The following is a 13,738-nucleotide window of genomic DNA, read 5'->3' as shown; positions in this document are numbered from 1 at the left end:
TAAGGCCGCCGTTACTCTTCCGCGACCTCGGCGTACAGCTGCGAGAGCTCGGGCACACCGCTGGCCGCCCACTCGTGTCCCGAGGCCACGACGTCGAACTCGCGCCCGGATTCGAGCCGTACGACGGGCTGGCCGTCCGAGCGGATCTCCCAGGCGGCGCCCGGCACCGTGCGCACGATCACCGTGCCGAGATACAGACCGGCGTCGTTGCCGAGCCAGAGCAGGGTCTCCTCGTCGTCGCGCCAGCGCGGGACGAGTTGGTCGACGGCCTCCAACGAGCCGACGGAGTCGTCCAGTTGGACCCCCTCCCGGGCCGCGTGGGAGCGGAGCAGTTCGCACTCGGACAGCGGTTCGGCGATGCCCTCGGGGTCGTGCGCGGCGCGCTTCTCGCCCCGGTTGCCCAGGAAAGGGATGTTCATACTCCCAGCGTGTCATTCGTACCGCCGTACGCACCACAGGGCGTCACGGGTGGCGTGTCAGCACCCGGCCCCGGAGGGGGAAAACCCTTCTGCCGAGGGCGGGTTGGCCGGATGGTGGGCGCGATGTCCGCTTCGTACGGTCGCCGTATGAATCGGACAGGCAAGTTGATGGTGCTGTCGTCGGTGACCGTCGCCCTGGTGGTGAGCGGTTCGGTGTCCGCGGGTGCGGTGGGGGCGGGGGCCGTTCCGGCCGCGGCCGTGCACGGAGTGCCCGATACGGCGCGGGGGCGACTGGTGTCGGTGGTGCATCTGCGGACGTTGTCCGCGCGGGAAGTGGCCGCCGAGTTGAGGGGCGACGAGGACGGGGCCTGGGACACCGGGGCCGTCCGCTACGGCGTCGACACCTACCGGGTGGTGTACCGCACGGTCGATCCGAAGGGCCGGCCCACGACCGCCAGCGGGCTGCTCGCATTCCCGCGCAATGGTGAACGGCGGCTGCGTACCGTCTCGTTCACACACGGCACCGAACTCTTCAAGGGCGATGTGGCCTCGGTGTCGACCGAGGTGTGGAGCCAGGCGCCCGCGCTGACCTACGCGTCGGCGGGCTTCGCCGTCGTCCTCCCGGACTACCTGGGCCTCGGCCTCGGCCCAGGTCGGCAGCAGTGGATGGACGTACCCTCCGAGACGACCGCCGCGCTGGACCTGCTGCGGGCCGCCCGCTCCTACGCGCCCGTCGTGGGGCGGGAGTTGGGGCGGGACGTACTCATCACCGGCTTCTCACAAGGGGCTTCGGCGGCGCTCGGCCTGGCGCGGGTGCTGGAGGAGGGGGCCGATCCGCGCTTCCGGGCGGCGGCGCTGGCACCGGTCAGCGGCGCATACGCCTTCCGGGACGTGGCGTTGCCCGCCCTGCTCGACGGACGCGCGGACCCAAAGGACGGCGTCATCTACACCGCGCTGGCCCTCGTCTCCTTCAACCGGCTCCATCACGTCTACGACAGCCCCGGCGAGGTCTTCCGGGCCCCGTACTCCCGCACGATCGAGGGCCTGTTGGACGGCACGCACACCGGACAGGAGGTCATGGCCAGGACCCCGAACACGGTGGACGAACTCCTCACGGCACACGGGCGGGCCCTGCTCGCACACCCGACGGGCGGACTCGCCGCCGCGCTCCGCATCACCGACGGGGTGTGCACGGGCTGGACGCCCCGGGCTCCGGTGCGGCTGTACTACGCCGAGGACGACGAACAGGCCGTGAACGGCAACAGCGAGCACTGCCAGGCGTCGTTCCGCGCCCGGGGCGTCAAGGCCCCGCTGATCGACCTCGGCACTCCGGACTACGGCGGCTCCCGGCATCTGGGGTCCCAGCGGGCGGCGACGGCGGAGGTGGTGCGGTGGTTCGCGTCGCTGCGCTGAACAGCGGGCGGCCTCTTCGGAGTTCGGGTCAGACGTCCAGGTCGACGACCACCGGTGCGTGGTCCGAGGCGCCCTTGCCCTTGCGTTCCTCGCGGTCGACGTAGGAGTCGGTGACAGCCTTCGCGAACGGTTCGTTGCCGTAGACCAGGTCGATGCGCATGCCGCGGTTCTTCGGGAAGGCGAGCTGGCGGTAGTCCCAGTACGTGTACGGGTGGTCGTACTTGAGGGGGCGCGGGACCACGTCCGACAGGCCCGCGTCGCGCAGGGCGGCCAGGGCGGCGCGCTCGGCGGGGGTGACGTGGGTGAGGCCCTCGAAGGCGGCCACGTCGAAGACGTCGTCGTCCGTCGGCGCCACGTTGTAGTCGCCCAGCACCGCGAAGGGGCGGCTGCCCTGCGCGTCGTCGGCGACGGCCGCCTTGAGGGCCTCGAACCACTGGAGCTTGTACGCGTAGTGGGGGTGGTCCACCTCGCGGCCGTTCGGCACGTACACCGACCACACGCGGACCGGGCCGCAGGTCGCCGCGACGGCGCGGGGCTCCTGGACGCCGTCGTAACCGGGGTCCCCGGGGAAGCCCTTGACCACGTCGTCGAGCCCGACCCGGGAGAGCACCGCCACGCCGTTCCACCGGCCGGTCGCGTTGACCGCCGCCTCGTAGCCCGCCTCGCGCAGCGCGTCGAACGGGAACTGCTCCTCGGCCAGCTTGGCCTCCTGGAGGCACAGCACGTCGGTGCCGCTGCTCTCCAGCCAGGCCAGGAGCCTCGGCAGACGGGCGGTGATCGAGTTCACGTTCCAGGTCGCGATGCGCATGCCTCACAACCTACCGGGCGGCACTGACACTCAGACCGCTGCGCTGTCCCCCGGCGCCAGCCGCAGGTGCTCCGCGCCGCCGAGCGCGCCGATCTGGTGGTCGTAGATCGGGCGGGCGAGGTCGGTGAGCAGGGCGTCGTGGATGTCGTAGGCGCGCTGCGGCTTGACCTCGCGGACGTAGTCGATGACCTCGGAGATCTTGCTCCAGGGAGCCATGACCGGGAGCATCAGCGTCTCTACGGCGTGATCGGGGACGGTGAGGGCGTCGCCCGGGTGGAAGACGCTGCCGTCGACGAGGAAGCCGACGTTGGTGATGCGCGGGATGTCCGGGTGGATCACGGCGTGCAGTTCGCCGTGCACCTGGACGTCGAAGCCCGCCGCCGTGAAGGTGTCGCCGTGGCCGACCGTGTGCACGCGGCCCGGGAAGGCGGCGGAGAGCTGGTCCGCGACCGACTTCAGGGTCCAGATCTCGGCCGCCGGGTTGGCCTCCAGGCCGGCCCGCAGGCGGTCCTCGTTGAAGTGGTCGGCGTGCTCGTGGGTGACCAGGATCGCGTCCGCGCCGACCGCGGCGTCCTCCTCGGTGAAGGATCCCGGGTCGATGACGAGCGAACGGCCGTCCTTCTCCAGGCGGATGCAGGCGTGCGAGTTCTTGGTGAGCGTGGTGAGCGTCATGGGTCCATCCTGCCGCCCCGGAGGGACGGACGGGTGGGTGAGGCTGGTGCTTTCGGTACCAGGCCGACGATCACTCGACGGGGACTCCGCAGGGGTCACTCGATGGTCACTCGGTCGGCGTCGTCTCCTCGCGGATGACCTTCTGGGCCACCTTGAAGGCGCTGTTCGCCGCGGGCACCCCGCAGTACACCGCGGCCTGCATCAGCACTTCCTTGATCTCGGCCGGGGTGAGGCCGTTGCGCAGCGCCGCGCGCGTGTGGAAGGCGAGCTCGTCCAGGTGGCCGCCCGCGACCAGCGCGGTGAGGGTGACACAGCTGCGCGAACGTCGGTCGAGGCCGGGCCGGTCCCAGATCTCGCCCCACGCGTACCGGGTGATGAAGTCCTGAAAGTCCCCGGAGAACTCGTCGGCCTGCCCCAGCGCCCGGTCCACATGCGCGTCGCCGAGCACCTCGCGGCGGACCTTGATCCCGGCGTCGTAGGGGTCCGGACGGCCCATGACCTGGGGCGGTACCGGAGGCGGCGGCGCGATCTCGGCGATCGGCGCGATCGGCTGCGGCGGAGCGAGGACCGGCTTGACCGGGGGCGCCGCGATGGCGAACTGCCCGGTGGAGTGCTCGTAGACGGGCTGCCAGGCGGTGGAGAAGTGCCGGACGAGGAGGTCCGTCACGGCGGCGGGCTGCTCGACCGGGACCAGGTGCGAGGCGCCGGGTACGACCGCGAGGCGGGCGTCCGGGATGCCGGCGACCAGGGTGCGGGCCTCGGCGGGGCCGGTGACCTGGTCGTCGGAGCCGACGAGGACGAGGGTCGGGACGCCGATGCGGGCGAGTTCGGACCGGACGTCGAACGAGGCCAGCGCCTCGCACGCGGCGATGTAGCAGCCGGGGTCGGTGGTGCGGACCATCTGGACGGCCCACTCGGTGATCGCGGGCTGCGACGCGGCGAAGCCGCTGGTGAACCAGCGGTCGGGCGACATCCGGGCGATGGGGTCGAGCCCGTTGGTGCGCACGATCACCCCGCGCTGGCGGAACTCGTCGGCCGTGCCGAAGCGGGGCGAGGTGGCGATCAGTCCCAGCGAGGCGACCCGCTCCGGGTGGCGCAGCGCCAGTTCGAGTCCGACCGCGCCGCCGAGCGCGCAGCCCGCGTAGCCGAAGCGGTGCACGCCGAGGGCGTCGAGCGTGGCCAGCAGGCGGTCGGCCAGGTCGGAGACCGAGCCGGTCGGGTGCGCGGGCGAACCGCCGTGCCCGGGCAGGTCGAACCGGAAGACCCGCCACTGCTTCATCAGCTCGGGCACCTGGCGGTCCCACATGTGCCACGTCGTCCCGAGCGACGGGCCCAGGATGAGAACGGGCGCGTCTTCGGGGCCGTCGAAGCGGTACTGGAGGGCGGGGGTCTTCATGTCGCTCACCGCTCCAACGTAACCGGCATTTCTTACGACCCGGCTGTGGGGCCCCCGGTCTCCCCACTCTGCTCCCACACATCAGGGGGGAACCCTCACATCGCCTTCACCGGATACGGGTGGGGTTGTGTCGAAGGACACGCTGGAACGCCCGGTGGTTTCTCGGGGGTTTCTCGGTGGTCTCTCGGCGGTTCCTTGGTCGTGCGTCGGCGGCTCAGAGTTCGCCGGGGGCGCCCAGGCCCGTGAGGGCGCCGACCGGGTCGAGGTCGGGGGTGCCTCTGGGCCACCAGTCCTCGTGGCCCGGTTCGGATTCGTAGGCGTACCACAGGCCGTCCTGGCCCAGGCGGAGTTGGGCGTGGCCGTGGGGATGGGTGAGGTGGTTGTGCCAGGGGCGGAAGGCGGGGAGGTCGGCGGCGAGGAGGAGGGGGCGGGCCCGGTCGAAGCGGCCGGCGGGCGGGTCCCAGGGTTCTTCGAGCACCGCGAGCCCTTCGATGCCGCCCTGCCGCCAGGCGGCGACCGCGCGCGCGAGGTCGGCCGCGGTGCGGCCGGTGGCCTTGGCGAGGGAGGCGTAGAGAGCGCGGGTGGTCACGGTCAGCCCCGAACCGGGGCGGGCGGCGGCGAGCCGTACCGCGTCCTGCCACAGCGTCAGGTCTCCGACCGGGTCACGGCCGGTGCTGAGCAGCGCGTGCGCGCGGGCGGCGGCGTCGGTCGCCAACTGGTCCAGCGCGAAGGGGTCCGGGCCGCCGGGCGCCGCCGGGTATGCGGGCGGCTGCTCGGGGTGCGGGGGGACGGGCAACGGGAGCGGGAGCGGCGGGAGTCGGCGCTCCCCCCGCTCCACGAGGACGTCCGTGGCTCTTACGCCGGGGAGGGGCGCCGGTTCCTGTTCCTGGGCGGCACGGGCGGCGCGGGCCGCGTTACGGCGGGACAGGGCGTCCAGCAGCGGGCGTTCGCCCCGGCCGCGGAGCAGGAGCAGGACGAAGGGGTCGGCGTCGAGGAGGCGGGCGGTCTGGTAGCAGAGGGCGGCGGCGTGCTTGCAGGGGTGACCGGAGTCGGGGCAACTGCACCGGGGGTCGAGGTCGCCCGGCCCCGGCAGCAACGGAACTCCGCTCTCGGCAAGGGACTTGGGCATCTCCTTGTCGAGCAGCGCGGCGATGTGCCCCGGCCGGTCGGCGGCGGCGTCCAGGAACCGCTCCCAGTCGGCGTCGTCCAGCGTCCGCAGCCGCACCTGCACGCGGTACGGGCGCGCGCGGCTGCCCTGCACGTACGCGAGCACGAGCCCCGGCGTGACGGTGATCGCGTCGACGTGTCCCTTCTCCGCGTAACTCCGGCCCCGCACAAGCCGCTTGGGGTCGAGGGCGCCTTCTTCCAACGCGGTGACCCAGGCATTGCCCCACCAGGTTTCGGCGAAGTTGGTGTTGCCGTCTCCGTTCCCGTCGCTGCCGCCGTGTCTGTCCGAGGGGCGGGGTGAGAAGGCGGGGAAGGTGCGGCGGAGGTCGCTGTCCCGGGAGGGGGAGGCCATGGAGGCAGGGGTTCGGGGGGTTGCGGGAGTGAGGTCGGGGGCGGGGAGGGGGAAGGAAAGGGGGAGAGAGGGCAGGTCGACAGGGGCCGACTCGGGCGGGATGGCCGAGGGGTGTGACGGGTGTTCGGTGGGGTCGGGTGTGGGGGCGGACTTCGGGGTCAACGCCTCGGAGTCCGAACTCCCCGGTGTCGAGCGGTCGTTGTCCGGTACGGTCTCGTCGGCGGACGGCGTCTCACCGGCCGGCAGCTCCACATCGGCCGGCAACCGAAAGGCCCCCGCGAGGAAGTCCCGCAGGTCACGGGCCCCGACCTCACCGGCACGCCCACGCACACCACTGCGTCCCTCGGCCCTGGAACCACCGCTCGCCCGAGACCTCGGCCGAGACACCGACTCCGCTCCCCCGGCCCCCACGTCCTCACGAGCCTTCCGCGCCGCACCACGCGCCGCCCGCAACGCCTCACGCGCCGCATCCGCGGGCCGTGCCGAACCGCTGGCCGCGACGGTCGCCGGTTCCTGAACGTCCGTCGGTTTCTGAAGGTTCGCCGAGTCCTGAGGAGTGGGTGAGTTCTGAAGAGTGGGCGAGCTCTGAAGGCCGGCCGACTCGTCCCCCGTTGCGTCTCCGAACCGCCCTGCTTCATCGGTGTCACCTTCACCGGTCTCACCAACTCCCGCGTCCGGAACGGCCGCCCCGGACCGCACCGGGCCCCGCACCCGGTCCGCTGCACCTTCTCCGGCGCCACCTCCCGGGCTACTCGCTCCCGCATCCCGAATCGAACCGTCATCGGACGCGTGGGCATCTTCCCCCGAGGCGCCAACAGCGCGCCGCTCAGCGACGGCCCGTCGCAGCGCGGCCCGCGCCACGTCCCCCGGCCGGGACTGAGGCTCGGATGCCTTGTCAACTGCCGTACTGTCCACGCCCGGTGCGCGAGAAGACCTAGGTACACGAGAAGACTCCGGGGGCCCGGCGACTTCCGCGTCGACCCCTTGGCCCTCACGATCACGGGCCGCTTGCAACGCCCGCCGCACTACGTCCGCGGGGCGCTCCTCCACTGGCAAGTGCCGTTGCGCTTCCGGCGTTTCGTCGGCCGGACTCTGCGGCGCCTCCGGGCCCCCCAGCGCCTCCGCCGTTTCTTCCACCGGGTCCTGTGATGCCTCCGCTGCCGGGTGCCGCTGCGACTCAGCTGTTTCGCCAGACAGACCTCGCGATGCCTCGACCGCCAACTGCCGCTGCGCCTCGGGCATTTCGTCCGCCGAACCCTGCGACGCCTCCACCGCCAGGCACCGCTCCGCCTCCGCTGTTTCTCCTGTCGGGCCTTGCGACGCCGTCAGACCTTGCGATGCCGCCACCGCAGGGTGCCGATGCGCCGAAGTTCCATCCGCCGAACCCTGCAGCCCCTCCACCCTCAAGTGCCGTTCCGCATCCACCACTTCTGCCGCCGACGCTTCGGACACCTGGCCCCGTGCCCCCTTGACCGCCAGACCCCGCAACACCTCAGCCATGTCTTCCGCCAGGCCCCGCGGCCCCTCCCCCGCCAAGTGCCGCTGCACCTCCGGCATTTGGTCCGCCGAACCCTGCGACGCCTCTCCCGCCAGGGGCCGCTCCGCCTCCACCGTTTCTTCCGCCGAACCCCGCGGCACCTCCCCCGCCGAGCCCACCTGCACCCCCGCCGCGCCGTCCACCGAGCGCCGCGTCACCTCCGCCACTCCTCCCGCCGACGCCAGGTCCGACCCCCGCTCGCCCTCCAGCTCCACCTCCGCCGTCACCTCGGCCCCCTCCGCGACCTCAGCCCCACGACGAGACTCCTCGGCACCACGGAACCGACCCCGCCCCACACTCCCCGTCACGACGGCCTCCGCAGCGACACCAGATCGGACAGATCCCGGTCCGACAGCTCGGTCAACGACGACTCGCCGGAGCCGAGGATCGCGTCTGCCAACGCCCGTTTGGATTCGAGCATTTCGGCGATGCGGTCCTCGACCGTGCCCTCGGCGATGAGGCGGTGGACCTGGACCGGCTGGGTCTGGCCGATGCGGTAGGCGCGGTCGGTGGCCTGTTCCTCCACGGCCGGGTTCCACCAGCGGTCGAAGTGGATGACGTGGCCCGCGCGGGTCAGGTTGAGGCCTGTGCCTGCCGCCTTCAGGGACAGGATCAGGACCGGGGTCGCGCCCTCCTGGAAGCGGTCCACCATGCGCTCCCGCTCCGGTACCGGTGTGCCGCCGTGGAGGAGTTCGACCGGGATCGCGCGGGCCGACAGGTGGGCGGTGATGAGGCGGGCCATGCCGACGTACTGGGTGAAGACGATCGCTGAACCGTCCTCGGACAGCAGCGTGTCCAACAACTCGTCCAGCAGGGCGAGTTTGCCGGAGCGGGTGGCGAGGCGGTCGCCAGTGGACTGGGCCGGCGTGTGGTCCTCCTTGAGGTACAACGCCGGGTGGTCGCAGATCTGCTTGAGGGAGGTGAGGAGCTTCAGGACCAGGCCCCTGCGGGCGATGCCCTCCGTCGTCTCGATCACCAGCATCGACTCCCGCACCACCGCCTCGTAGAGCGAGGCCTGTTCACGGGTGAGCGGGACGGGGTGGTCCGTCTCCGTCTTGGGCGGCAGTTCGGGGACGATGCCCGGGTCGGACTTCTTGCGGCGCAGCAGGAACGGGCGGACCAGGCGGGCGAGCCGGGTCACCGCCTCCTCGTCCTCGCCGTTCTCCACGGCACGCGCGTGCCGGGCGCGGAAGGACTTCAGGGGGCCGAGGAGTCCGGGGGTCGTCCAGTCCAACAGGGCCCAGAGTTCGGAGAGGTTGTTCTCCACCGGGGTGCCGGTCAGCGCCACGCGCGCGGGGGACGGGATCGTGCGCAGGGCCTTCGCCGTCGCCGAGTACGGGTTCTTGACGTGCTGTGCCTCGTCCGCGACGACCATGCCCCAGGGTTGTTGGGCCAGCGTGGACGCGGCCGAGCGCATCGTGCCGTACGTCGTGAGGACGAAGCCGCCGGTCAGGTCCTCCAGGGTGCGGTCGGTGCCGTGGAAGCGGCGGACCGGGACCCCGGGGGCGAAGCGGGTGATCTCCCGCTGCCAGTTGCCCAGGAGGGAGGCGGGGCAGACCACGAGGGTGGGGGCGCGGTGGTCCCGGCGCAGGTGCAGGGCGATGAGGGTGATCGTCTTGCCGAGGCCCATGTCGTCGGCGAGGCAGCCGCCCAGGCCGAGGGAGGTCATGAGGTCCAGCCAGGCCAGGCCCCGGAGTTGGTAGTCCCGGAGGGTGGCGTCCAGGCCCTGGGGCGGCTCTGCGGGCTGGATGCCTGCCGTCAGGCGGTCGCGGAGCGTGGCCAGCGCGCCGACCGGGACGGCCTCCACCGTCTCGCCGTCGACCTCCGCCGTGCCGGTGAGCGCGACGGACAGCGCGTCCACCGGGTCGAGCAGACCGAGTTCGCGTTTGCGGGCCTTGCGGACGAGGGCCGGGTCGACCAGCACCCACTGGTCCCGGAGGCGTACGACAGGGCGGTGGGCCTCGGCCAGCATGTCCATCTCGGCCTCGGTGAGCGGGTCGCCGCCGAGCGCCAACTGCCAGCGGAACTGGAGCAGTTCCTCGCTCTCGAAGAAGCCCGTGCCGTCGGTCGCCGAGCCCGGCGCCGACCGGACCACGGCCGCCGCCGTCAGGTCCTGGGCCAGGTCCCGGGGCCAGTGGACGGCGACCCCGGCCGCCGCGAGCCGGGTGGCCGCCACGCCGAGCAGATCCCCCAACTCCTCCTCGGACAGGGCCAGTACATCGGGCACGTCCAGCTCGGAGAGACGGTCCAGCGGGGGCCAGACGCGCGCGGCCCGGCGTACGGCCAGCGCGGCGTCCACGCGTGCGCGGGGGCCGAAGGCGGTGTCGGCCGCGCCTGCCCACAGGGCCGCCGCGTCGACCACGAGGGTCGGGTCGGCGAGGCTGTGCACCTGGACGATCGCAGCGCCCGCGCTGCGCACTCGCCCTCCCTCGTCGAACAGGTCGTACGCCGACAGGTCCAGGCGGAGCGAGATCCGCACGCCCGCGTCCATGCCGGCGGCGACCTCGGCGGCCCAGTCCTGGGCGTCGCGCAACCGCTGCGGGGCGCGGGCCGCGAAGGGCATCCCGGAGGTGTACGGCGCGGCCGGGGTGCGGGGCAGGGTGTCCGCGACGGCGTCCAGGAAGGACCGCATCAGCGCTTCCGGCTCGGGCAGCCGGAGCGGTCCCGGGCCGGGCAGCGGGACCGCGTGGCCCTCGTACGGCAGGGCCGCCGCCACGGCGCGGACGTGCGCGATGTCCTCCGGCTCCAGCGGGCCCGCGCGCCACGCGTCGTGGCCTGACGCGGTGAGGCCGGGGAGCAGTCGGCCGCGGGCCGCGAGCCGTAGCGCGTGCAGGGCGGCGGCGCCCCAGCAGGCCGTGGCGGGATGGGCGGCGGGGTCGTGGCGGGCGCGCACCAGCAGGGGCAGCGCCGCTTCGATCGGCAGGGTCAGCGCGGGGGCGGACCTGCGGCGGACGGTGGCGCCCTGTCGCCGTACGACGGTCAGCTCGGTCTGTTCCACGCCCTCTTCCGCTTCGGGGAGTGCGCGCTCGCCGTCCGGGTCCCAGAAGGCGATGCGGCCCCCGCGCGGGACGACCGGGGACGGCAGGAAGACAGCGGCCAGCCGTACGAAGATCTGGTCCGTGATCGCCGTGTCCGTCATACGTCCTGTCACCTCCCGCCCGTCAGTCGTGTCAGCTGTCTTCGACTCTACGGGCGGGGTCTGACAATCGGCCCCGGCGACCGGCCGGGGCCACCTGCTAGGGAACCGTGCGGGAGACGACGTAGACCATGGGGAGCTTGGGGTCGGACAGGTTCACCACGATGTCCTGGGTGGGGGCCGGGTCCTTCTGTTTGTTGACGACGCCCCACCAGGGGCCGGGGCGGGTGAACTTCCAGCCGGTGATCTTCTGGTCGCGGGCGCTGATGGTGATGTCGTTCTTCTTCAGCGTCTTCCGGTCGACGTCTGTCCCGGCGAGGAAGGTGTCCAGGCCCGCGTCGGTGGTCTGGAACTGGACGTAGAGGCGGCTGGTCTTCCAGTTGTTGGTCTCGTAGAAGGCGACCTCTTCGGCCGGGTGCGGGACCGGTACCTGGTAGAGGCGTCGCTGGACCTTGGAGGGCCAGCCCACGGTGAGCCCGGTCGCCGAGTACTTGTCCTCCTTGTCCTTGCCGCTGTTGCGGCTCTGGTTCGCGGAGATCGCCAGATAGACGGCCGGTACGCCGATGAGCAGCACGATGATGAGCAGGGTGAGCGCTCGGCGGCGGGCCTTGTGGCGGGGGTCCTCGGGTGGTCGGGGCGGCTCGTCGTGGGGCATGGCCTGGCGGGGCAGCGAAGCGGTCATGCCGTGTCCTGACTGCCGCGCCGGAACTCCGCGAACCGCTCGTAGCGTTCGTACCGCTCGACCCGGCGGCGCTTGGCGCGGCGGAAGCGGCGGGCGACCAGCCGGGCCAGGTCGGCGGCGCCGACCATGCCGGCCTCGGGGCCGAGCTGGGCGCGCACTATGCGGGCCTCGGGGCGGTAACCGCGGCCGGTGAGCTGCCGCTTGAACGCGTCCCGCGCGGGGCCGATCAGCAGGTCGTCGGCGGCCGAGACACCGCCGCCGATCACGAAGCAGGACGGGTCGAGGGCGGCGGCGAGGTTGGCGATGCCGACGCCGAGCCACTGGCCGATGTCCTGGAGCAGCTCGATGCACATGGCGTCGCCCTCGCGGGCCAGCTCGGTGATCATCGGGCCGGTGATGTCGCCGATCTGCCCCTTGACGTGCTCGATGATCCCGTAGGCCACCGGCGAGTCGGCGACGGCCAGCTCCTTGGCCTCCCTGACCAGCGCGTTGCCCGAGCTGTACTGCTCCCAGCAGCCGCGGTTGCCGCAGGCGCAGCGGTGGCCGCCGGGCACGACCTGCATATGGCCGAACTCGCCGGCGACGCCGTACTTGCCGCGCTTGACCTGGCCGTCCTCCAGGATCGCGCCGCCGATGCCGGTGCCGAGCGTGATCATGACCAGGTGGTCCTCGCCGCGGCCGGCGCCGAAGCGCCACTCGGCCCAGGCGGCGGTGTTCGCGTCGTTGTCCACGAGGACCGGCACGGAGAGCCTGCTCGTGATGCGGTCCCTGAGGGGCTCGTTCCGCCACGACAGGTGGGGGGCGAACAGGACGCGGTTGCGGTCGGCGTCGACCCAGCCGGCCGCGCCGATGCCGACGGCGTGCACGTCGTGCCGGTCCGAGAGGTCCAGGACCAGTTCGACGATGGTGTCCTCGACGACCTTGGGGCTCTTGGACTTGTCCGGGGTCTCCGTGCGGAGCTTCTCCAGGATGTTGCCGTCGGCGTCCACGACGCCCGCCATGACCTTGGTGCCGCCGATGTCGATGCCGACGGTGGGCACGCGGGGGGCGGTCAGGTGCGAACGCCGCTCCCGGGTGCCGACGGTACGGAGCGCGGGCGCGCGGCGGGAGCCTATGGGGGCGCTGAAGTTGCCGTAGGTGCTCATCGGGCCCGATTCTGCCTCACCGTGACCGGGGGTGCTGTGCGGGGGCGTTAAGGGGGGTGCGGATTGTTGTCTTGTGCGGGTGCGTTGTGGCTGGTCGCGCCGTTCCCCGCGCCCTTGACCTCGTTGCAGCCCCCTGCATAAATCGTCCAGCGCACTCCGGTCAGGAAGCGCGCCAGCCCGGTTCATTTGTCCGGACATTACGACGAATAACGCGGGCGAACCGCTGCCCTCAGGGACGCACCAGCAGCTGGAACTCGAACGAATACCGCGTCGGCCGATACGTGTGGCTGCCGAACTCCACCGCGCGCCCCGTGTCGTCGAACGTCGTGCGTTGCATCGTGAGGAGTGGGGCACCCTCGGGCTCGGCGAGGCGTTCGGCTTCCTCCGCCGTGGCTCCGCGGGCGCCGATGGACTGGCGGGCGCTGTGCAGGGTGATGCCGGCGGTGCGCATCATGCGGTACAGGCCGGTGGCCTCCAGCTGGGCGGTGTCGAGGTCGAGGAGGCCGAGGGGCAGGTGGTTGGACAGGTACGCCATCGGCTCGCCGTGTGCGAGGCGCAGCCGGTCGATGCGGTGTACGTCGCTGTCCTCGGCCACGCCGAGCGCCGCCGCGACCTCGGCGGAGGCCGTCACGACGGCGTTGACGAGGACCTTCGTGGCAGGGCGCTGTCCGGCCGCCTCCAGGTCGTCGAAGAGGCTGCTGAGTTCCAGCGGGCGTTTGACCTGGCTGTGCACGACCTGCGTGCCGACGCCCCGGCGGCGCACCAGGAGGCCCTTGTCGACCAGGGACTGGATGGCCTGGCGGACCGTGGGCCGGGACAGGCCGAGCCGGGCCGCCAGTTCGATCTCGTTGCCCAGCAGGCTGCCGGGCGTGAGCGAGCCGTGTTCGATCGCGGCCTCCAGCTGTTGGGACAGCTGGAAGTACAACGGCACCGGGCTGCTCCGGTCCACGCTGAGTTCGAGCGGCACGGTCGGGTCCACATCTGGTTTCGGCACGGGGCCGAGCGTAGCTG

The 13,738-nt window shown here is 72.3% G+C and carries 10 protein-coding genes; 1 reads left to right on the top strand and 9 read right to left on the bottom strand.

The window, feature by feature from the left end; all coding sequences use genetic code 11:
• Positions 1 to 11: 11 nt before the first annotated feature.
• A complete protein-coding gene (locus ACIBK4_RS27515; RefSeq protein WP_366429691.1) occupies positions 12 to 419 on the bottom strand; it encodes a DUF6278 family protein in 408 nt (135 codons plus the stop codon).
• Positions 420 to 566: 147 nt separating this feature from the next.
• Between ACIBK4_RS27515 and ACIBK4_RS27510 the strand changes: the two genes are divergently transcribed.
• The gene (locus ACIBK4_RS27510; RefSeq protein WP_398998588.1) at positions 567 to 1,832 is read left to right on the top strand and encodes a lipase; all 1,266 of its coding nucleotides are present in this window, start codon (positions 567 to 569) and stop codon (positions 1,830 to 1,832) included.
• A gap of 28 nt (positions 1,833 to 1,860) precedes the next feature.
• On the opposite strand, the gene ACIBK4_RS27505 is transcribed toward ACIBK4_RS27510, so the two are convergent.
• From ACIBK4_RS27505 to ACIBK4_RS27470, 8 genes are all read right to left on the bottom strand, one after another.
• Positions 1,861 to 2,640, bottom strand: coding sequence for an exodeoxyribonuclease III (locus ACIBK4_RS27505; RefSeq protein WP_398998586.1), 780 nt, complete (start codon positions 2,638 to 2,640; stop codon positions 1,861 to 1,863).
• 30 nt (positions 2,641 to 2,670) lie between these two features.
• On the bottom strand, positions 2,671 to 3,312 hold the full coding sequence (locus ACIBK4_RS27500) for an MBL fold metallo-hydrolase (RefSeq protein WP_398998584.1): 642 nt from the start codon (positions 3,310 to 3,312) through the stop codon (positions 2,671 to 2,673).
• Between the two features lie 106 nt (positions 3,313 to 3,418).
• Entirely contained in the window at positions 3,419 to 4,708 is a 1,290-nt protein-coding gene (pcaC, locus tag ACIBK4_RS27495; protein ID WP_398999211.1) for a 4-carboxymuconolactone decarboxylase, read from the bottom strand.
• A 214-nt stretch (positions 4,709 to 4,922) separates the two neighbouring features.
• On the bottom strand, positions 4,923 to 6,557 hold the full coding sequence (locus ACIBK4_RS27490) for an SWIM zinc finger family protein (protein WP_398998582.1): 1,635 nt from the start codon (positions 6,555 to 6,557) through the stop codon (positions 4,923 to 4,925).
• 1,511 nt (positions 6,558 to 8,068) lie between these two features.
• A complete protein-coding gene (locus tag ACIBK4_RS27485) occupies positions 8,069 to 10,903 on the bottom strand; it encodes a DEAD/DEAH box helicase (protein ID WP_398998580.1) in 2,835 nt (944 codons plus the stop codon).
• 97 nt (positions 10,904 to 11,000) lie between these two features.
• Positions 11,001 to 11,582, bottom strand: a complete 582-nt coding sequence (locus ACIBK4_RS27480; protein ID WP_398998578.1) for a sugar kinase — start codon at positions 11,580 to 11,582, stop codon at positions 11,001 to 11,003.
• On the bottom strand, positions 11,579 to 12,727 hold the full coding sequence (locus tag ACIBK4_RS27475) for an ROK family glucokinase (protein WP_398998576.1): 1,149 nt from the start codon (positions 12,725 to 12,727) through the stop codon (positions 11,579 to 11,581). The genes ACIBK4_RS27480 and ACIBK4_RS27475 overlap by 4 nt, the downstream gene beginning before the upstream one ends.
• 229 nt (positions 12,728 to 12,956) lie before the next feature.
• Positions 12,957 to 13,694, bottom strand: coding sequence for a GntR family transcriptional regulator (locus ACIBK4_RS27470; RefSeq protein WP_366430190.1), 738 nt, complete (start codon positions 13,692 to 13,694; stop codon positions 12,957 to 12,959).
• Positions 13,695 to 13,738: the final 44 nt, after the last annotated feature.

The organism is Streptomyces sp. NPDC050528, from assembly GCF_044457795.1.
Lineage (GTDB): Bacteria > Actinomycetota > Actinomycetes > Streptomycetales > Streptomycetaceae > Streptomyces.
This window is presented reverse-complemented; position numbering and strand designations above follow the sequence as displayed.

Coding starts and splice junctions, on each gene's coding strand:
- pcaC (WP_398999211.1), bottom strand. CDS start 4,708: ATGAAGACCCCCGCCCTCCAGTACCGCTTCGACGGCCCCGAAGACGCG.
- ACIBK4_RS27485 (WP_398998580.1), bottom strand. CDS start 10,903: ATGACGGACACGGCGATCACGGACCAGATCTTCGTACGGCTGGCCGCT.
- ACIBK4_RS27475 (WP_398998576.1), bottom strand. CDS start 12,727: ATGAGCACCTACGGCAACTTCAGCGCCCCCATAGGCTCCCGCCGCGCG.
- ACIBK4_RS27505 (WP_398998586.1), bottom strand. CDS start 2,640: ATGCGCATCGCGACCTGGAACGTGAACTCGATCACCGCCCGTCTGCCG.
- ACIBK4_RS27515 (WP_366429691.1), bottom strand. CDS start 419: ATGAACATCCCTTTCCTGGGCAACCGGGGCGAGAAGCGCGCCGCGCAC.
- ACIBK4_RS27510 (WP_398998588.1), top strand. CDS start 567: ATGAATCGGACAGGCAAGTTGATGGTGCTGTCGTCGGTGACCGTCGCC.
- ACIBK4_RS27480 (WP_398998578.1), bottom strand. CDS start 11,582: ATGACCGCTTCGCTGCCCCGCCAGGCCATGCCCCACGACGAGCCGCCC.
- ACIBK4_RS27500 (WP_398998584.1), bottom strand. CDS start 3,312: ATGACGCTCACCACGCTCACCAAGAACTCGCACGCCTGCATCCGCCTG.